Origin of the sequence: Arthrobacter sp. MYb221 (assembly GCF_002979835.1) — a bacterium.
GTDB lineage: Bacteria > Actinomycetota > Actinomycetes > Actinomycetales > Micrococcaceae > Glutamicibacter.
The window spans coordinates 1-18,014 of record NZ_PCPW01000001.1 but is presented as its reverse complement, the minus strand read 5'-3'; the positions used below and the strand labels follow the sequence as shown (position 1 = coordinate 18,014).

At 57.9% G+C, this 18,014-nt stretch carries 20 protein-coding genes and 1 tRNA gene; 8 read left to right on the top strand and 13 right to left on the bottom strand.

Annotated elements, in window-relative coordinates; genetic code table 11:
• The first annotated feature begins 31 nt into the window (after window positions 1–31).
• Window positions 32–979, top strand: coding sequence for a LysR family transcriptional regulator (locus tag CQ015_RS00110; protein WP_105649252.1), 948 nt, complete (start codon window positions 32–34; stop codon window positions 977–979).
• On the opposite strand, the gene CQ015_RS00105 is transcribed toward CQ015_RS00110, so the two are convergent.
• The 4 genes from CQ015_RS00105 to CQ015_RS00090 form a co-directional block, all read right to left on the bottom strand.
• Window positions 969–1,634, bottom strand: coding sequence for a pentapeptide repeat-containing protein (locus CQ015_RS00105; RefSeq protein WP_105649078.1), 666 nt, complete (start codon window positions 1,632–1,634; stop codon window positions 969–971). The genes CQ015_RS00110 and CQ015_RS00105 overlap by 11 nt on opposite strands.
• 51 nt (window positions 1,635–1,685) lie before the next feature.
• Complete coding sequence (locus CQ015_RS00100) at window positions 1,686–2,654, bottom strand: epimerase (protein WP_105649077.1); 969 nt, start codon at window positions 2,652–2,654, stop codon at window positions 1,686–1,688.
• Between the two features lie 85 nt (window positions 2,655–2,739).
• Window positions 2,740–3,639, bottom strand: coding sequence for a VOC family protein (locus CQ015_RS00095; RefSeq protein WP_105649076.1), 900 nt, complete (start codon window positions 3,637–3,639; stop codon window positions 2,740–2,742).
• A 159-nt stretch (window positions 3,640–3,798) separates the two neighbouring features.
• Window positions 3,799–4,668, bottom strand: a complete 870-nt coding sequence (locus tag CQ015_RS00090) for an SDR family oxidoreductase (protein ID WP_105649075.1) — start codon at window positions 4,666–4,668, stop codon at window positions 3,799–3,801.
• A gap of 242 nt (window positions 4,669–4,910) precedes the next feature.
• Here CQ015_RS00090 and CQ015_RS00085 point away from each other — a divergent pair, with 242 nt between their 5' ends.
• The 3 genes from CQ015_RS00085 (at window position 4,911) to CQ015_RS00075 (ending at window position 8,099) form a co-directional block, all read left to right on the top strand.
• The gene (locus CQ015_RS00085; RefSeq protein WP_146112403.1) at window positions 4,911–5,420 is read left to right on the top strand and encodes an Lrp/AsnC family transcriptional regulator; all 510 of its coding nucleotides are present in this window, start codon (window positions 4,911–4,913) and stop codon (window positions 5,418–5,420) included.
• A 226-nt stretch (window positions 5,421–5,646) separates the two neighbouring features.
• A complete protein-coding gene (gene hisC / locus CQ015_RS00080) occupies window positions 5,647–6,714 on the top strand; it encodes a histidinol-phosphate transaminase (RefSeq protein WP_105552220.1) in 1,068 nt (355 codons plus the stop codon).
• Complete coding sequence (locus tag CQ015_RS00075; RefSeq protein WP_105649074.1) at window positions 6,711–8,099, top strand: amino acid permease; 1,389 nt, start codon at window positions 6,711–6,713, stop codon at window positions 8,097–8,099. The genes hisC and CQ015_RS00075 overlap by 4 nt, the downstream gene beginning before the upstream one ends.
• A 75-nt stretch (window positions 8,100–8,174) precedes the next feature.
• Here CQ015_RS00075 and CQ015_RS00070 read toward each other — a convergent pair whose 3' ends face one another.
• The 4 genes from CQ015_RS00070 to CQ015_RS00055 form a co-directional block, all read right to left on the bottom strand.
• On the bottom strand, window positions 8,175–8,864 hold the full coding sequence (locus CQ015_RS00070; protein WP_105649073.1) for a DNA alkylation repair protein: 690 nt from the start codon (window positions 8,862–8,864) through the stop codon (window positions 8,175–8,177).
• A 67-nt stretch (window positions 8,865–8,931) separates the two neighbouring features.
• A complete protein-coding gene (locus CQ015_RS00065; RefSeq protein ID WP_258133454.1) occupies window positions 8,932–9,405 on the bottom strand; it encodes a protein-tyrosine phosphatase family protein in 474 nt (157 codons plus the stop codon).
• A 13-nt stretch (window positions 9,406–9,418) separates the two neighbouring features.
• Complete coding sequence (locus CQ015_RS00060; protein WP_105649072.1) at window positions 9,419–10,045, bottom strand: GyrI-like domain-containing protein; 627 nt, start codon at window positions 10,043–10,045, stop codon at window positions 9,419–9,421.
• A 16-nt stretch (window positions 10,046–10,061) separates the two neighbouring features.
• Entirely contained in the window at window positions 10,062–11,156 is a 1,095-nt protein-coding gene (locus CQ015_RS00055; RefSeq protein ID WP_258133455.1) for a magnesium and cobalt transport protein CorA, read from the bottom strand.
• Window positions 11,157–11,346: 190 nt separating this feature from the next.
• On the opposite strand from CQ015_RS00055, the gene CQ015_RS00050 reads away from it, so the two are divergent.
• Both CQ015_RS00050 and CQ015_RS00045 read left to right on the top strand, forming a co-directional pair.
• Window positions 11,347–11,742 carry a hypothetical protein gene (locus tag CQ015_RS00050; protein WP_105649071.1) on the top strand — a complete coding sequence of 132 codons (396 nt, stop codon included), beginning with the start codon at window positions 11,347–11,349 and terminating at the stop codon, window positions 11,740–11,742.
• Between the two features lie 75 nt (window positions 11,743–11,817).
• Window positions 11,818–12,690, top strand: a complete 873-nt coding sequence (locus CQ015_RS00045) for a DUF4232 domain-containing protein (RefSeq protein ID WP_181150318.1) — start codon at window positions 11,818–11,820, stop codon at window positions 12,688–12,690.
• 133 nt (window positions 12,691–12,823) lie between these two features.
• Here CQ015_RS00045 and CQ015_RS00040 read toward each other — a convergent pair whose 3' ends face one another.
• Both CQ015_RS00040 and CQ015_RS00035 read right to left on the bottom strand, forming a co-directional pair.
• Window positions 12,824–13,930: a hypothetical protein gene (locus CQ015_RS00040; protein WP_105649069.1), complete on the bottom strand. Its 1,107-nt coding sequence runs from the start codon at window positions 13,928–13,930 to the stop codon at window positions 12,824–12,826.
• Between the two features lie 20 nt (window positions 13,931–13,950).
• Window positions 13,951–14,712, bottom strand: coding sequence for a hypothetical protein (locus tag CQ015_RS00035; RefSeq protein WP_146112404.1), 762 nt, complete (start codon window positions 14,710–14,712; stop codon window positions 13,951–13,953).
• Window positions 14,713–14,942: 230 nt separating this feature from the next.
• On the opposite strand from CQ015_RS00035, the gene CQ015_RS18625 reads away from it, so the two are divergent.
• The gene (locus CQ015_RS18625) at window positions 14,943–15,176 is read left to right on the top strand and encodes a hypothetical protein (protein WP_146112405.1); all 234 of its coding nucleotides are present in this window, start codon (window positions 14,943–14,945) and stop codon (window positions 15,174–15,176) included.
• Window positions 15,177–15,352: 176 nt separating this feature from the next.
• Here CQ015_RS18625 and CQ015_RS00025 read toward each other — a convergent pair whose 3' ends face one another.
• On the bottom strand, window positions 15,353–15,628 hold the full coding sequence (locus tag CQ015_RS00025) for a hypothetical protein (RefSeq protein ID WP_105649067.1): 276 nt from the start codon (window positions 15,626–15,628) through the stop codon (window positions 15,353–15,355).
• 82 nt (window positions 15,629–15,710) lie between these two features.
• Between CQ015_RS00025 and CQ015_RS00020 the strand changes: the two genes are divergently transcribed.
• The gene (locus tag CQ015_RS00020; RefSeq protein WP_105552231.1) at window positions 15,711–16,253 is read left to right on the top strand and encodes a hypothetical protein; all 543 of its coding nucleotides are present in this window, start codon (window positions 15,711–15,713) and stop codon (window positions 16,251–16,253) included.
• Window positions 16,254–16,752: 499 nt separating this feature from the next.
• On the opposite strand, the gene CQ015_RS00015 is transcribed toward CQ015_RS00020, so the two are convergent.
• Together CQ015_RS00015 and CQ015_RS00010 are read right to left on the bottom strand one after the other, a co-directional pair.
• Window positions 16,753–16,825: transfer RNA gene (locus tag CQ015_RS00015), tRNA-Ala, on the bottom strand.
• 293 nt (window positions 16,826–17,118) lie between these two features.
• Window positions 17,119–17,577, bottom strand: coding sequence for a GatB/YqeY domain-containing protein (locus CQ015_RS00010; protein WP_105552232.1), 459 nt, complete (start codon window positions 17,575–17,577; stop codon window positions 17,119–17,121).
• Between the last annotated feature and the right edge of the window lie 437 nt (window positions 17,578–18,014).

Here is an 18,014-nt window from a genome sequence, read left to right as displayed (position 1 = left end):
TCATGGTTTCGATAGCCGTATGCTATGGGATATGAATCTAGAGCAGTTGCGGGGTTTCGCGACAATCGCCAGGGTGGGGCACTTCACAAGAGCTGCCGAGGATCTGCATCTGACGCAACCGTCGTTGAGCCGTCAGATCGCCACCCTCGAACACGATCTGGGCTCCCAGCTATTCCACCGGGCGCGGGGCAACATCACGCTGACCGCCGCCGGTGAAGCGTTGCTGCCGCTGGCACGCCGCATGCTCGCCGATGAAGAAAATGTGCGCACCGAAATGGCAGAGCTGGCAGGCCTGCGAAAGGGCCGGGTTCGGCTAGGCGCTCCCCCAACCCTGTGCGTCTCGCTGGTTGCCGAAGTTCTCGAAGTATTTCACCGCCGGTTCCCCGGCATTGAGCTTCACCTTAGCGAAGCCGGGTCGAAGAATCTGCTGGATGAGCTGGCCGGCGGATTGCTGGATCTGGCCCTGGTTGTTACCTCGGAGCACTCCGTAGCGGAGAAAAGCCTGGCCAGCCTCCCACTGTTATCCGAAGAACTTGTTGTCATCGACTCGACTGGTAAACCACGTCTTGGGGCCAGAAAATCCTTGGATCTCAAGGCGCTGTCGAGGCTTCCCCAGATTGTTTTTTCGCAAAGCTACGACCTGCGTGCAAGTACGATGAACGCCTACCGCGCACAGGGCCTGACCCCCAACGTAGTCTTGGAAGGCGCCGAGATGGACGCTGTCTTGCGCTTCGTCGAAGTCGGGTTGGGGGTTGCGGTTGTTCCGGCGACGGTACTGGTTGATCGTCCCGGGCTCAGCGCCGCCGCGCTGAAAGATCCACAATTGACGCGCACCATCGGTCTGGCGCATCGCCGAGATGTTTCATTGACTCGTGCCGCCGCTGCCATGCAGGAGATCATTCTAAGCACGGCTCGGGCACTGGCCGACCGCCAGCCTCGAATCACAAGCCTGCTGACCGCCAGCGAACCTAGTCCTTGATCCGCAGACCGAGATATGCGGCGAACTCATGCGACAGAGAACTCAACTGCTGCTCGCTAATCGTGGCACCGCGCAATCCTTCGATGCCTTGTACTTGCGACATCTCCAACCCGGTCAGATCAACCGAGCTGAGATTTGCGCGCTCCACGCTCAGCGTCCCGGTACGACAATTTTCAAATCTCACTCGTTGCGCCTTGGCCTGCTGCAAATCAATTTCATCAAAGGTGCAATCCCGGAAGAGCACGTCCCGCAGCTGCGCGGAGCGAAGATTGACCCAACCGAATTTGCAATAGTCAAACACCACCGAGTCGGTCGAGGAATCCGAGAGATCGGCCGAGCCGAAGCGGCTGTGGATCATCCGCACGTCATTCAAGGTCGCTCCGGCGCCCTCCACGATTGGCGCGCTTAGCTGCTTGAATTCGCATTGAATATAGCGCGCGTTGCGCATGGAAAGTTCACCGATATTCAGTTCAGAAAACAGGCAATCTTCTACGCGGCCGTCGGTCAGATCAAGCAGATTCCGGTCATAGCCGGTGAAATGAAGCACCTCGACATAACCGCCGCCAAGCAGGTCCTCGACGGTTCCGGCTTCCAGTTCCGGAAGCCGGAACTCTCGTATGCGCGGAGCCATACCGTTTGTTTTGAGACGAGCCATGCCTAGCTTCCTTTCAATTCTGCAAAAACTTGCACCGGGGATCACCGGTGTTCATTTTGCGACGTCAGCCAGCGCGGGATGCAGCTCGGGCCACTTGAATTCGTAGCCGGAACGTTCAAGCGTCTCGGGTAGCACCCACCGAGACTTCAACAGCATTTCCGGTTCAACCCGGAGCACGAACATCGCTGGTTCCAACATCCAACGATACGCCGATAGTCCGAACCTGCGCCCGGCGACGCGTCGCAGGCTCGACATGAGTTCGGCGTTCGTCACCGGGTGCGGAGCGCTCAGGTTCACCGGTCCGCGGATTTCTGGATGTTCAATCAGATACCAGATCGCGCCCATGACATCATCGAGGTGAATCCAACTGAACCGCTGCTGGCCCCGGGTCGGATGGAAACCGCTTTTCTCCGGGCCCGTGGGGTCCGGCCCGATCCCGCGGTATCTTCGGTGCGCTGGCCACCACCCATCAATTTGCGGCCCGCCGACGCCCCATCTGGCAAGCCCAAGAAGTTTCTGGCTCGCCGGTCCGTCGCCGAGCACGATCGCCATGCGCAGCGCCACCCGGCGGGTGGCCGAGAGCTCCCCCGCGAAGAACTCGCGTTCCCAGTTGCGTGCGACATCAACGGAGAACCCTTCACCGATTTCTCCGATGCTTTCGGTATTCGGCCGGTCCACAGCATGGCGGTAGATGGTCGCGGTCGAGGCATTCAGCCACAGCTTAGGCGGATGCTGGGCCGAAGCTACCGCCCTGTGCAAAATCCGCGTCGTCTCAACCCGGGAACCGAGAATTTCGTTGCGCGCCGCATCGCTGTATCGGCAGCCCACGTTCTTTCCCGCCAAGTTGACCAGTAACTGCGCGCCATCGACCGACTCGTCGATCGCAGCCTGGTCCGCCCAGCTGATCGGCCCACCGCGGCCGATGACGCTCAGCTCGTACCCCTGAGCCGACAGCTCATGAACCAGTCGCTCTCCGATGAATCCGGAGGCTCCGGCGATTACCGCACGACGTTTTGACACCCTTGATCTCCATCCACCAAGTTTGGCTTGGACCGCAGCGTGGTGTCAGGATATCGCTGGACTCGGAACCGACCGAATCCAATGGCTAGAAGTCCTCGATCACCAGTTTCTTCATATTCAGCATCTTTTCGAAGGCTCCAGGCCGAGCCATCAGGTCGCCCATGTTCTTCGGAACCACCTGCCAGCTCACGCCGAACTTGTCCTGCAGCCAGCCGCACTGCTCGGCCTCCGGAACTGCGGATAGCGCCTCCCACAACCTGTCGATCTCCGCTTGGTCTTCGCACTGGACTTCAATAGAGATCCCCGGACTGAAACTGAATGGTTGCGCGACGGCGGAATCCATGGCCGCAAAGTTCTGCCCGTTCAGTTTGAAATCGCTGAACATCACCGCTCCGGGGACTGCCACCTCGGTCGGTTCGGGATATGGGAATCGGCTGCCTACCTGCGCGTTTTCGAACAGCTCAACGTAGAAATCCACCGCAGGCACCGCCAGGTTCTGCGCGGCCCCACCGAACATCAATGAAGGGACAATAAATGATTCGCTTTGGCCGGCGTCGGACTGCATGAGTTGCCAGCTGATGCCATAGCGATCCTGCACCCAGCCATAGCGGGCGCTGAATGCGTAGGTATCCAATCCCATCAGGACGCTGCCGCCGTCGATGAGCTGATCCCAGGTTTGATCGAGCGCCGCGCGTGTCGCATCGGCGTCTCCCGAATAATTGGCCGGATCAAAGCTGACTATGAATGAGATCGATGGGTTGGGAGTGAAGTCGTTTCCGGCGTTGATCAGGGTGAGCGTCGTACCATTCAAGTCCAGAGTGACCGTCAGCGGAGCACCGGCCAGTGGTTCTTGAAAGTCGAGCAACCCTTCGGTGGGGTACCGCGATTCTACAAATGCGGAGGTGTTCGGGAATACACCTGCGTAGTACTGTCCTGCTTCTTCGGCGTTAGCAGCGAACCAGAGATTCGGGATGAACTTTTGCATGGCGAGTCGCTCCTGGTGATCGGAAATCCCGCATCAGTGACCACCAAGAAATCCTAGAGCCGCCTGAGGTCACATTCCGGGTTACCACGCCTACGCTACTCCGCGTAGGCGAGCAGGTAAACAGTGAGATGGTGAATTCTGCGCCAACCGCAAACCGAACTAGGAAACCGGCTCGTTGTCAGGCGTTTGCCTCTTCCGTCCGGTGAAATCATCCATGGAGCTATAGATCTTCAGGACCCTATCGGCCACCAGGTCCCACGCGCCGCGCGGAAGGACTCCGCGCAGCAGTTGACCGAATTTGCTCGTCCACGGCAGAAGCACCAGCGGCGTTCCGCGCAGCATCGCGCTCCACGCTTTGGCTGTCACATACTCGGTGTCCATGATTGGGGTGAACAACATGCTTCTCGCCCCGGCGAACATTCCGGTTGAAACGTAGGTGGGACAGAATGTGGTGACCTTGATATCGGAATCGGCCTCCCGTTCCAGTTCCAGTCGCAGCGAATCGCTCCAGCTCATGGCGGCTGCCTTAGAAGCGGCATACACGCTCATATTCGGATTTGAAACCAAGGCGGCTGCTGAGGCGATCGTAAGGATTCGGGCAGGACCGCCGGCTTGACCCATTTGCCCCAGGAGCGCATGGGTGAGATACATTGGCGCCAGTGCATTGACCGCCATGGTGTCATTGATCTGTTCAGTACGATGCTTGGCAAAGGACGTGCCGGTGACGACCCCGGCGTTGTTCACCAGCACGTCCACCGCGCCCGCGGCCAGCGACTGATCTGCCGCAGCAATGATCGCCGCCTGATTGCGCAAATCGACTACCTGGGTAACGATGACGCTTCCGGAATCCAGCTGCTCTAACTCCTTGGAGACGGCAGAAAGCATCTGGCTGGAGATATCCCATAAAATCACTCGCCGCGCACCTTCGAGGCAGGCCGTTCGTGCGAAGACAGCGCCCATGCCTTGCGCGGCTCCGGTAATCAAGACGGTCAGTCCCGCAACAGATTTCAATGGCGTGCTCGCACTCATCGTTTCCCCTCTCCCAGGTAGGCCGATAAAGGCCAAGTGAGCCTTAGCCTACAAGGTGAGCTGCATTACATCGGGCTGATTGGCCCCGCACCGGCACCCCAAGTCCCACGGGCAGGTGCTCGCCGGGAATATTCGGTCACAGATCTTCGCGCTACCCTTGAAGGGTGATCAGAAATATCGCCCTTAGACGAAACTTTTCTGGCAGCCATTCCGATGTTTGCACCCAGCAGAGGACCTAAGCAGTGCGTATTGACCGTCTCGACGCCGACCTCATCGAGCTTCTCACCGAGTCCCCCATGCTTCCAGTCATGGAATGCGCCCGCCGCCTCGGCGTGGCCAGGGGCACGGTCACCAGCCGCCTGGCCCGCCTGCACGAAGGCGGGGTAATCCGGGCCATCATCCCGCAAGTTCAGCCGGCGGGCTTCGACTACCAGCTGGTCGCCTTTTGCTCGGTGGAAATAATTCAGAAATACGGCCACGAGCCGGTGGCCACGGCCCTGGCCGATTCGATCCCGGAGATCGTGGACATGTATACGGTGACCGGAACCTCCGACTTGCAGTTGCGCATAGTCGCTCGAAATGCGGTGGACCTTCAAGCGATCTTCGATCGGATCAACCAAGTTCCCGGAGTCGCGCGCACCTCTTCCTCGCTGGCCTTGCGCGAACACTTCCAGGGCAGGACCTTGCCGCTCGTTAAGGCCTACGCAAAAAATTCACCGCCAGAGGAAAAGGCTATACAGATCGACCAGTAATCTTCGCTGCCGAAGTCCAATCGGTATGCAGTGTGCATAGCCCTTTGCGCATCGATTGCGCCCTGTGATTGCCACCACCTACAGTTTTTTCTTGTGACTCGCTTCACCTCCATTTGGGCCATAGCTGCCCAGGGAATGTCGAAATCTTGAGCCCGTCTCAAATTTTTGGGCAAACCGTACACCACCGGAATGTTCCAAGCGGTTCATGACTTTTAGAGAGGAATCAATGAACATCAATCAACGCCCCTCCCTTGCCGCCGTGCCGGCTTACCGCCAGGGAAAATCGGCGGCCCCGGGCGCTTCGAAGCTCTCGTCGAATGAATCGCCGCACGCTCCCCTGCCTTCGGTGGTGCAGAGTATCGCCGAGGGTCTGGAAAGCATTCACCGCTACCCGAATATGGCGGCACCGGAGCTGATCACGGCGTTGGCTGACCAGTACGATCTGGACCCGGAAGAGATCAGCCTGGGTGCCGGTTCGGTTGAGGTCGCCTCCCAGCTCATTCATGCAGTCGCCGGAGAAGACGACGAGGTCATGTTCGCCTGGCGCTCTTTTGAGGCGTACCCATCGCTGGTGCGCATTGCCGGCGCGGTTCCGGTCGAGATTCCGCTGGATGCCGAATTCAAGCATGACCTGCCGGCAATGCTGGACGCGATCACCGAGCGCACCCGGCTCATTTTCATCTGCAACCCGAACAACCCCACGGGTACCGTCGTTGCGGCGGACGCCTTGGAAGAGTTCGTCGCCGCCGTCCCACGGAATATTCTGGTGGTGATCGACGAAGCCTACGTTCACTTTGACCGTTCGGATATCCGCGCCGATGGCCTGAAGCTGTTTCGCAAGTACCCGCACGTCGCGGTGCTCCACACCTTCTCCAAGGCCTACGGCTTGGCTGGATTGCGGATCGGCTATGCGGTCAGCCCCAAGCCGGTGGCGCAGAACCTGCGCAAGGTTGCGGTGCCTTTTGGCGTCACCGATCTGGCTCAGCGTGCTGCGGTGGCCTCCCTTGAGGCCGCCGGCGAACTCGGCGTACGCATCAACGAGGTCGTCGAACAGCGCGAGCGTATGCTTGAAGGCCTGCTGGCAGCCGGCTACCCGGCGGTACCTTCCGAGGCGAACTTCGTCTGGGTAGCGGCGGCGGAACGCACCGCCGAGCTGGAAGCCCTGTTGAGCGAAGGCAATGTGGTGGTCCGCGCTTTCCCGGGCGAAGGCCTGCGCATCTCCTCCGGCAGCGCTCAGGACGTTGACCGCGTCCTGGCAGCCGTCACCAGCAAGGTAGAGGTAGCTAGCGCATGAGCATGCAAACCAAGGTCCGCGCGGCGGATAACTCACCAAAACTCCATGCAGGGCTAAGCCAGCGCCAGATCTCAATGATGGGTCTGGGCGGAGCGATTGGCGCGGGCCTGTTCATAGGTTCCGGCCAGGCCATTTCCATTGCCGGCCCGGCCGTACTGCTCTCCTACCTCATCGCCGGCACCGTGGTCATCGTGATCATGTCGATGCTCGCCGAAATGGTCGCAGCCGATCCGTCCTCAGGGGCCTTCAGCACCTTCGCGCACAAGGCGATGGGCAGCAGCGCCGGAAGCACCGTGGGCTGGCTGTACTGGATCCAGCTGGTCGTGGTGATCGCCGCAGAAGCCACCGGCGCGGCGGCCATTGTCGCCGCCTGGTTCCCCGGCTTCCCGCAATGGACCTGGGTCTTGGGCTTCGTGGTGCTGTTCACCGGTGCGAATCTCTTGGGCGTGGGCAATTACGGCAAGTTCGAATTCTGGTTTGCGTTCATCAAGGTCGCGGCGATTATCGCCTTCCTGGCCGTCGGCGCGCTGGTCTTGTTCGGCATCATCCCGACCGATGCACCGGTTGGCCTGGCCAACCTCGCCTCGCATGGCGGTTTCGCCCCGGCCGGGCTCACCGGCATTGCAGCGGCCTTGCTGATCGTGATCTTCTCATTCGGCGGAACCGAAGTCGTTTCCATCGCCGCAGCCGAATCCGATGACCCGCAAGGCAACATCAAGCGCACGATCAAATCGGTGATGATGCGGATCATGTTCTTCTACCTTGGTTCCATCATCGTGATCGTGGCGATCCTGCCATGGAATACCCCGTCCATCGTTGACGGCCCGTTCTCCGCGGTCTTGGGCGTGCTGAATGTGCCGGGTGTGGAATTGCTGATGAGCGCCGTCGTGGTGATCGCACTGCTCTCGGCCATGAACGCGAACATCTACGGCGCTTCGCGCATGCTGTACTCCCTCGGCACCCGCAAGATGGCTCCGCGTTCGGTGACTCACGTGACCGGGAAGGGAGTACCTGCCAAGGCGGTGCTCAGCTCGGTTGCTTTCTCCTTCATTGCCGTCGGGTTGAACTGGATCTGGCCCGATGCCGTTATGCCGATCCTGTTGAACGTGGTTGGCTCGACAATCATCGTGATCTGGTGCTTCATCGCGGTGACGCAGTACATCCTGCGCCGCCGCGCCGAGCGCGAAGGCACGGAACTTCCGCTGAAGCTCTGGGGCTTCCCGTACCTGTCCTTGGCGACCATCGCCATGATGGTGCTTATCGTGTGCATCGCGATGACCGACGCAGTGGCCCGGACCCAGTTGCTGCTCACGCTCGGACTGACCGGTGCGCTGTGGCTGGTTTCCAAGGCGCTGCGTCTGGGTGCCGCCACGCACCAGCGCTAGCGCACAGCGCATAACGCGCAGAGGCCGGCGGAACCCAACAGGTTCCGCCGGCCTCTGCGCCGTTAAAGCCGGCAGCTAGTCTTTCTGGCGCTTGACCATCTCATTGATCCAGATGGGAGCAAAAGGCGAGGTGCATCCCGGCGACGTGGGATAGTCCGCCAAGACCTGCAGCGACTCGCCGATTCCCAATGCCCGGTCACGCAGTCCTGCGTTTTCGATGCCAATCTGCGCAAGCGTGTTATTCATGGCCCACTGGAGCCGTTCCGGGGCCTGCTTCATCTCGGCTTCGATCGCATCGAGCAATTTGTCCAGGTCGAGGTTTTCCGGGGCCTTGACAACCTGATGCGCGGTCAGCTCCCAACCGGCGCTGGCGATCACCGGGTCCGGATCCTGCATCAGTCGCTGACGCAGTTCTTCGAGGTGCTTGCTTTTCTTCACTACGTTGCTCAGGAACCAGCCCTGTACCTTCGGACGATCGCCTTCGCGGATCCAATTTTCAAGGTCATCCAGCGAGAATGCACGCGGTTTGCAGATGAGAATGGCCACCAGTCGGGGCGTCGTTTGCCCGGTCTTCCACAGTTCGACGGCAAGCTCCTGGTTGCTCTTCAGCGCTTTGGCCAACGCTCGCAATTTGCCCAGGTTTACGCCGAAATCATCACCGCGCTTCTCGTTAACGGCACGCATCTTCGGGTTCTCCAAGGCAGCTAAGGCCTCTTGCACCTCTGCTGCGGTGCTCGACGGGTTCAGTCCAATATCGGTGCTCATACCTTCATCTTCTCTCAAATTCTCTCGCAGTGCCCCTGCACCAGGCCAAGTCCTTCTGGCTTGGGGATCAGTGATCATCATTCAACGTCAGTTCAGGCAAGACGGTAAGTAGCCAGCGACGCTGCCCTAAGGTCTCGACTGCCTTTGGATGATAGTTGTGTCTAACCCATTCCACGGCGTCTGATACCTGGATCCCACCGAGCACAGCCAATACTGCCAGCGCGGTTCCGGTTCTCCCCACTCCTCCACGACAAGCAATTTCTACTCGTTCCGCGGGCGCTCGCCCATACGCTTCACGCAGCGCCTTCAAGGTGTCCACGGTGGATGAAGGAATGGAGAAATCACGCCATTTCACCCACAGGTATTCACGGTCGGTGAAACGCGGATCTTTTCCAAGCAGGTACACGCCAAAATCAGGTGGCGGCAGGACCCTGCTTTGCTTCAGGCTCGAACCGCGGATCAGCGCCCCATCGGGAAGCCGCACCAGATGTTCTTGCCCGGTCCATTTCATTGGTTCGTCAGGTGAGCGTCCGTTCATCATCGCTTGTAACCCGCTATCCGGCGTTGGCTCGTACCGGCTGTCGAAGGATTGTGCGCAGCTTGGCCGGCGCTACGCGGCGCGGATCGCTGAGGTAAATTTCGTGATGCTTGCCGGTCAGCTCCAGTCCTTGTTCGGGGATGAATTGCCGATGCATCCGGTGCAGCGTTTGGGCTTCGTCGTCATACGCACCAATATGCAGGGTTTGCGCACACAGCCCCTCAGCGAATACCTCAAATCTCACCTTGTCCAGTGCAGCTGGAGGATCCTTCTCGGCCAGTTGCGCACGGATGGTTTCAAACATGGTGCGGTCGATCCATTCGGGCTGCAGGATCATCATGGTCCAGTCCCACTGGGATTTGTCTCTGCGCTCGGTAAATGCCGACATGTCTTGCGCCCACCAGAGCCCTTCTAAGGGCATGACAACGTAGTCCCTGCCAAGTTCACGTTTGCTCATGAACTTCAGCTTGTAGGCCACCGGATACAGCGCCTGCAGGGCTTGAGCATATTCGATCGAGGTGTTCGGGTCCCCGTGCCCATCGATCATGAGATACGGCAGTTCGGGCACCTCGACTAAGCCGAACGCCTCATGTTTGGCCTTATAGCTCGGGAGAGTTTTCTTGAGATCCACTTTCGCATCCATGAGAGTATCCGTTTCCTTAGAACCACCGGCGACGTCGGAAGGTGATGTAGAGGAATGCCGCGAATCCAATCATCAAGACGACGGCGGCTGGGTAGCCAAGCACCCAGTGCAGTTCGGGCATCACGTCAAAGTTCATTCCGTATATCGCTGCAATCAGGGTCGGCGCGAAAAGGATCGCTGCCCAGCCTGATATTTTCTTCATATCCTCGTTTTGACGTTGCGCCACAAGTGTCGAATTAACATTCAAAATCTGCGACAGCGCGTCCCGGTATTCCACCGTCTGGGCGTGTGCGCGGGTCAGGTGATCAGTCACGTCCTGCAGGTAGGTCTGCAGCTCATTCGGTACATCGTATTTGGTGAAGCCATCGGATAGCGAGCGAACGACTTCGAGCAATGAAGCCGTTGAATGCTGCATATCGATGACTTCTTGGCTCAATCGGTAAATACGTTCGGTGACCGCGGCATCACCGCTGAACACCTGACGTTCGATCTGTTCCTTATCAATTCCCAAGCCTTGCAGAACCGGGACATAGCCGTCGACGATCTCATCTAGTAGCCGATAGAGCACCGCTTCGGCGCCCATGCTCAGTAGTTTATGGTCGGTCAACAAGGTGCGGTCGCGAGCGACAAATTCATCGGCGACGGTAGTTTCAAGCTCTAGACCCGGGGTGCCGTCGATCCACCGATGGTCTTGACATAACACCGCGATAGACCCCTGCCGAAGTAGGATATGGAACTCTGAGAGCTCAACTTCTTCATGTTCATCCAGATACTGCGCCGAGCGGACAACCAGCAGGAGGATCTCGCCATAGCGTTCCAGCTTTGGTCGCTGTTGCGCGTGCATCAAGTCGTCAACCAAGACCGGGTGCAGTTGCCATGCTTCGGCAAGCTCGTGGATGTCCTGCTCATCTGGCGTGGGGTACAGACTGAGCGAAGCCCTCCCGGCGGCACTCGCAGCGTACTCCACGGCGCTAGCCGCGGTGGTGCCTGCAGGGGCAGCGTGCACCGTTCCATGCTCGATGAATCTGACCATGACCGGGGCATGCTCGTACTTCTGCAGATCATTTTCGCGGCTCGTACGGCCTATGACCCTGCGTGTAGGTTCCCTCACCTAGGCTCCTATCTCAATACCGACGAACTTTGGTCGTAGGTAAATTCCGCGACGATCCGTTTTATCGACCCGCATTCAAAGTAGCGTATCTCTAAGCTATATGGCCGCCGGAGTTTTCTGTGGCTCCACGCGCGTTTTACCGAATCGAATGCCATCGCTTTGGTACGGTGAGCAAGTGAAGAAACCTCGAGTGATCGCACTGGTCGCCGCCCTGGTTTTAATCGCGGCGTGGCTTGTCCTTTGGAATCCTTGGGATCCATGCGATGCGCCGGCGTCCGTCTGCGAGAAATTTGATGAAATCCAGGAACTGAACGGCGTGGCATCGGTGGAGCTGGAGTACGACGTTACATCCGCAGATCCAAAAGACGGTGATAAAGCCACGGCAACGTGGACGATAGGTCTTTCGGAAGATCCGGTGGCCTCCGAAGCTATTGCCGCGGCACTTCGGGCGGAGCGGATCACTCAAGGGATTTCGCTTCCCGGCGTAACGCTGAATCACTACTCGCAATTCACTGTAGGTAAACCACAAGTCATTAATACGGGCGCGACGACCGGCGAATATTATCCGCTGAGCATCATTCCGTAGGAAGACCTTGGGGCGGAGCTCAAGCAGGCCTATGAATTCAGAGATGCCGGGGCCTTGCGAGTTACTAACTCTTCTGTGGTCGCCGCTGATTCGCAAAGCCTGAAGACGCTTGCCGAATTCTCGGTGCAGCAAAACTACCTGGTGAGCTTCGAAGCCGAAGACAGTTCCGTGCGATATACGCCCGAGGCAACGATCGATCTGGAAAAAGTTCAGCTCGTTATCGATGCCGGAGCCCTGCCGGACGTGGGGAGCGCCATTTACGGCAGTCAGTCGCTGTCCATTCACACCACGTCTCCTGATAGCTCGGTCGAGACACGCGCTATCCGGCGTTGGCTTGAGCAGCGCACCCCTCCAAACAACGAACCGCTGAAATATTCCATCTCGTCTCCCGGATTTGCGAAGATTGTCGACGGTTGGATCGGCGAGGTACTTCCCGCGGCACTTATCCCGTCACCAGCGCCGCTGCCCGAGGGCGTCGAACCCTGGACACGAGATCCCGATGCTTCTTATTGCACCACCGATGAAGTCCGTTTCACCCTGAGCACCCCGGACGCTGCATTGGGTTCGCGGTATCTTTCGGTCTTTGCCACGAACGTTTCCAAGCAGCCTTGTGCAGTTCAGGGGCTGGCGGCTATCGAATTTTTCAATGGCCTTGGTGAATCTCAAGAAGACGTCACCATTATCGCCACCCCTAATATTTCGCCTGAACTGGTGCTCCTACCGGCTGGAGAAACCGCAATGTCCACGATGAAATGGGCCGCCATGTCTACGGCCAACGATCCCGACGAAACCGAAAGCCTGGAGGGCAGCCTCTTGCCCGGACTCGAACCGGTGAAATTGATTCCACGAATAGACGGCCAGGACACCTCGCTGGATGTGCTCGACGGCGCTGAGGTACAAGTTAGCCCTTGGGTGCAGGCCCTCGAAGGATGGAATAAGCCAACCTAGGCGTTCCCAGTCGTTCAGAGGGCTGGCCGAGGACGGACTTGACTCCTGCTCCGCCGACAGCTCGTGTTTACTCGAAGGAGTTCAGAAACCTCAGGTTGCCGTCGGAAACCGATACTCGGGCTTAGCCCGTTAGCTATTTCGCCCAGTCCGGCAGAAACTCTTCCAGCGGGTCGTTGGTCTCCCAGTACGCCTTGACGGTCCACGAGTCATCATCGCTACGGGACATAAGAATGGCAGTATCCCGCGTATAGTCGTCTGCACCCTCGATGCTCTTGCGAAGGGCGGCAACAGCTACCTCATCGCCATCAAATACAGGTGCTGCCACACAGCTTGTCCCGGCAAGCACCGCATCGCACAACGGGTACCCGGGCACCTCCCACAGCTCGAAAACAGCGGTCAACACATCGGGCGAGGGCAATCGTGCGCCAACAAGTTCATGGTCAGTTCCCGGCACAGACTCGGTAGATTCATTGGAGATCTCATTGTCTTGCTCCAAGGTGGACGGCTCAGGAGGGAGCGGCGGCATCTCAGGCGGCGGCGCCAGCTCACCCGGAGCTTGCGTACCGATTGTCTGAGTGACGCCGCCCTCGGTTCCGGTGGGAGCAGACGGCAAGTCCGCCACCGAATCACCGACAGTTTCCGACGGCTCGGCCGTTTCGCTGCTCTGCTCATTGGAGGAAGCATCGACCCAACCGTCCAGGTCCTTACCACCATTGGTCAGGATCAACAGCTGAGCCAGTGGCTCAGCGTCACGCCCGCGTGTAACCGAAGCCAATGCGGGACGATGGATAACCCCGTTGCGGTAGTCAGCCGAGGACAGCCAATAATTCTCACCGCCGGCAACGACCGATACCCCTCGTTCTTCATCAACCGCATACGGTACGTCGTTCACTCGACGTACATACTTCTCGGAATCATTCTCCGCTTCGTACTCTGCAATCCGCTGCCGGAAGTCTTCTTCGGTGAAGTATTTGTCGAACCCCTCTTTTACGCTGATCTGCTGGTAGGTACCGACCTCGGCGGAATCCAGTGTTAGCCGGTAGAAGCACAGCCCCGGTTGCTCCTCGTCAGAGATGATCTCCACGTGGCGCGGATTGGGTAGCTGTTCGTTGAAATATCCGGCGACGGTCTCAGCGGGAAGCGGGCAGCCACCGTTTGACGATGAGCAAGCAACCAGCCCGGCTACCGGTAGTGCGAGTACCGCACTGGATATGAAAAACCTCTGAACCGCAATGTTCATGACCCTCACCTTTCATCTGTCTAAAACGAACGCGCACGGTTCGCGTTGATCCTGTGCGAGAGCCGCCAATAACTGAAGGCCCCCAGGAGAAGGACGACTACCAGTACCAAGACCATCGCCCACACGGTATCGGTTCGGATCACCGTCCCTGCGAACCCGTTGGGCACCTGCGCCGACAATCCGATGTATGTATCTGGTGCTTCACTGCCGTTGCCCCGTAAATCGGATCCCGCCGCGATCGCGGCCAGCATCATCGAAAGTGCTATGAAGAAGACAGCGGCTACAGCGCGAAGCACCAGCAAGCCCAACGCCTTGAGGCGTTGGGAAGATTGAATCGCTCTGCGGGCCAAGACCGACATCCAAATGACCAGCCCAATCGGCACAACGAGGTTCAATGCCGCTACTATCCAAGGGGATCCACCCTCGCCATCGATCGACCGCGCCACCATGCTTTCAGGCAACACTTCAAGGAGCGGACGCAGCACCCCAGTAGCAGCTTGCAGCCATGTCGACACGATCCCCACCGTCAGGAAAAGACCGAGAATGCAAGCGGCAATACCGATGGCGATAGCGAGGTTACGCAACCCCATCGCCCATAAGCGTCTGTCGGTGGCGATATCCAGAGGATTCGCGTCCGTGCCTTGGCGCGTGTCGGGATCCCACGGAACCGTGCCGCGCCCATTGCACACCGTGCACCACTGCAGGTGGCTATCGCCGTACGGGCGCCCCGAACCTCCACAGCCAGGGCAGTACCATTCACCTGCCGACGCAAGCTTACTCATGTCGCCTCATCCCCCAGAATGCGCACTGCGCCAGTTATGCGGTGTCGTCCGGCTACAGCATTCGACGTTGCCTAATCATAAGCGCGGAGGCGGTCGACATACTAGTGTCCGCGTTGACTCGTAATAAACCTCCGGCACGGATACTACGTTGCGTCACAAGAAAACCTCCGCCAAAGTACCTCTTGCTTCTTGGGCTTTGCGGGTATCTGCTCAGCACTATGGGACTGACAATGAGCGCACGCAAACAAGTCACCAAACATCTCGCGAACAGCTACCGGCTCGGCGATAGTGCCGGGAAAACTCGGATCCTGGATGAATTGGTCGAAATCACTGGCTGGCACCGCGACTACGCCCGCTGCGCCCTGCGAGAAGCATTGAAACCCGCCAAGCCACGGATCGTCAGAGCAGGTCGTAAACCGATCTACCCGGCCGACCTGCAACCGCAGGGCTCTGGACATCGGTAGAAAATTAATGAGTCGCCGCTAAGCCCTTCACCCGGTACCGCAACACCCGATCCGTCCCCGGATATACAGTCCGCGTACCGCTCAATAACTCACACAATTCACCCAACGCCACCGTACACCTGAAGCTGGGCGCTGGAACCATCGCTAGTTTTGAGATCGCCAGTCCAAGCCGACTCCTATTCCATCGCGTATTCCGTCGCGCCCTTAGTCGCCAATCCAAGACCAGCCACAATAGCCGTACCGCCAGCAACAAGACCAGTAAAAATCTGATCCCATGCCTTCTCCTGCCGCTGAGCAGTCTGAGCCAAACGCCCGATAACAGACTCAGCAGCCTTGCCGGCCTTGTCAGTTTCAGCAGCAGTTTTCTTGGCAGCAGCCAAAGCCGCATCCATGTCTCGCTTGAAGGATGCGATCTCCGCTTTGACGACGACCCGGATGTTCTTATCAGCCAAGACGGCACCGCCTATTCAATTATTTGTCCGGTGCCGCTGATAAGGTCAGAGCATCATCGCCAGCACTTAGAAATGGGGAATCATGAGGAAAGTTGCAGTAGGAGTTTCGACGATTGCCATAGGGCTTGCACTCGTAGGATGCGCGGCCGCAGAACAACTGGAGCCGGTAGAGTCATCAGCGTCAAGCGCGGCACCGGTTGCGGCAGAAAACCCGAACGTCGGAAGCATCGCAGATTACAAATCTGTAGCTCTGCCCCTTGCCAGCAACATCGAAGAGACACTGGACGCTTTCGACGAATACCATTGCTTCAACTTGCCCGACCCCCACGAAGAGACGCTCTGCATGGCGACCATATTCTCGGCTGGAATGAAGGCAAAAACTGTCACCGCGTCATTGGAGGGCGCAAAGAAACCGGGTGTTCCCGCCTACATTGGTGATCTTCCCGATGAACTCGACACGGTGATGAGCAAAACGTTGGATGCCTCCGAAGAAGCCGAAATAGCAGCTGACTCTTGGGACGAAGCTAACTGCCCCGGCGCCACCGAATGCCACAAGATTGGTCTTGACATTTCGATGGCGTTCGACGACCTGCATGACCGTCTAGTGTCATGGGGCAACTACTAGGACTCTTCGTCCCATATTCGGTAGAGCATCTATCCCGGGTAACGGTCCATGTTGTCGTTGAGCGCGGATTCCTTCGACGCACACGCGTGGCACATCGTCTCTTTCAACTCGACTCGATCAACGTTGTCGTCACCAAGTGCGATTGAGGATGGGACACCGGCGCACTGCAGCATCGTGGCTGGTTCAGTCAGGTGCATCTGTGAAAGCAGTGCAATGCCTGTTGGGGCAAGCTAGTGCTGCCATTACGCTGGACGATTACACTGGGTCGTTTGACCAGGATTTAGATTCGCTGGCCTAGAAGTTGACAGAGATGTTGCCGGTTGGGTTGGCCGCTTGAGCTTGCGATTTGCCTGCGGGTTTAGACCGAACAAAGTGTTTCAAGCGGTACTAAGTAGGCCTAAGACGAGAGTGTCCGATAGGTGTTTTGGGCACTAATAAACCGCTCCCACAAGACGGTTTATCCTTGTGGGAGCGGGATTATTCTCGGTGGAGCTAAGGGTGGAGCTAAGGGGAATCGAACCCCTGACCTCTTCGATGCGAACGAAGCGCTCTACCAACTGAGCTATAGCCCCTCAACAACAATGATCCTACTCCCCTGAATCTTCGAGGATCAGACGAATGCCTCCGCGGTTCCGGAATACTCTAGGAATTTCGAGCACGGAATGACCACGCACGCAGAGCTCCGTGCAATGCTTGACGTGTATTTTCACGAACCAGCATTGCAGCTCATGCGTAAATTGAAAATTCGGGGTACCAAGCCACGCTCGCGGCTTGGTACCCCGAATTTCACTTGCCATTGCAGACTGCAGGCAGTGTATCTACCGCAGTCATCCTGGATGAACGCCGAAGTAGATTGTGGGGGTTATTAGCTGAGTTTGGCGCGCACCATTTGCGATACAGCTTTGCCATCAAAACGTCCAGCGATCTCAGCGCCTACCGCCTTCATCGCAGTGCCCATATCTTTCATCGTGAGCGCATGATCGGCGGAAAGTTCCGCCATAATCCGATCCACGATGCCCTGGGCCTCACCCTCGGTCAGTACCTTCGGCAAGTACGTCGAGATGAATGCAGCTTCGGCTAATTCTCGCTCGGCCATTTCCTCGCGGTTATCCGCGGCCGCAACTTTTGCAGTTTCTTCTCGATTGGCGACCTCTTTACGGAGAAGGTTCTCGACATCTTGGTCGGTCATCTCCGTTGGATTCTTACCAGATTTTTCTCTGGTGCCGATGGCACTCAAGATATTTCGCAAGGTGGTCTTTTCCAGCTCATTCCCTGCTTTCAGGTGAATTATGCTGTCATCGCGAAGGCGTTCTTTTAAGCTCATGGCTTTTCTCCTCTAGTAACTACTCAGACCGACTCTACTCGTATCTTCAAGCAACGTTTAATACGGCGCATCGGAACAGACACCGTGGACAAGGACGGAAAGCTGACGCTACGTTACGGAGGGCAGCTTCGCCACCTCGGAATGGGACGCACCTATTCAGGCGTTCCGGTCCGGATGCTCATTGATGATCGGGACGTAACCGTCATCAACAGAAAAACCGGAGAAATCATCAGGTACTTCAAAATCGAGCCATCGAAGAACTACCAAAAAGCAATTTCTCGCCTGAATAGGTGACAGTTAAAAGACTAATGTCTCGGGACATCGTTCTACCGATGTCCCGAGACATTACATTGGTGGAGATAAGGGTGTCTAGATTCACGACATACTTGACACATGAGTCGCGACATCGTTGACACTCAAACCTTGGCGCCTGAGTC

Excerpts from the sequence above, each read along its gene's own strand:
- CQ015_RS00090 (WP_105649075.1), bottom strand. The coding sequence starts at position 4,668 with ATGAGTGCGAGCACGCCATTGAAATCTGTTGCGGGACTGACCGTCTTG.
- CQ015_RS00095 (WP_105649076.1), bottom strand. The coding sequence starts at position 3,639 with ATGCAAAAGTTCATCCCGAATCTCTGGTTCGCTGCTAACGCCGAAGAA.
- CQ015_RS00020 (WP_105552231.1), top strand. The coding sequence starts at position 15,711 with ATGAGGAAAGTTGCAGTAGGAGTTTCGACGATTGCCATAGGGCTTGCA.
- CQ015_RS00110 (WP_105649252.1), top strand. The coding sequence starts at position 32 with ATGAATCTAGAGCAGTTGCGGGGTTTCGCGACAATCGCCAGGGTGGGG.
- CQ015_RS00105 (WP_105649078.1), bottom strand. The coding sequence starts at position 1,634 with ATGGCTCGTCTCAAAACAAACGGTATGGCTCCGCGCATACGAGAGTTC.
- CQ015_RS00035 (WP_146112404.1), bottom strand. The coding sequence starts at position 14,712 with ATGAGTAAGCTTGCGTCGGCAGGTGAATGGTACTGCCCTGGCTGTGGA.
- CQ015_RS00040 (WP_105649069.1), bottom strand. The coding sequence starts at position 13,930 with ATGAACATTGCGGTTCAGAGGTTTTTCATATCCAGTGCGGTACTCGCA.
- CQ015_RS18625 (WP_146112405.1), top strand. The coding sequence starts at position 14,943 with ATGAGCGCACGCAAACAAGTCACCAAACATCTCGCGAACAGCTACCGG.
- hisC (WP_105552220.1), top strand. The coding sequence starts at position 5,647 with ATGAACATCAATCAACGCCCCTCCCTTGCCGCCGTGCCGGCTTACCGC.
- CQ015_RS00075 (WP_105649074.1), top strand. The coding sequence starts at position 6,711 with ATGAGCATGCAAACCAAGGTCCGCGCGGCGGATAACTCACCAAAACTC.
- CQ015_RS00010 (WP_105552232.1), bottom strand. The coding sequence starts at position 17,577 with ATGAGCTTAAAAGAACGCCTTCGCGATGACAGCATAATTCACCTGAAA.
- CQ015_RS00070 (WP_105649073.1), bottom strand. The coding sequence starts at position 8,864 with ATGAGCACCGATATTGGACTGAACCCGTCGAGCACCGCAGCAGAGGTG.
- CQ015_RS00065 (WP_258133454.1), bottom strand. The coding sequence starts at position 9,405 with ATGATGAACGGACGCTCACCTGACGAACCAATGAAATGGACCGGGCAA.
- CQ015_RS00060 (WP_105649072.1), bottom strand. The coding sequence starts at position 10,045 with ATGGATGCGAAAGTGGATCTCAAGAAAACTCTCCCGAGCTATAAGGCC.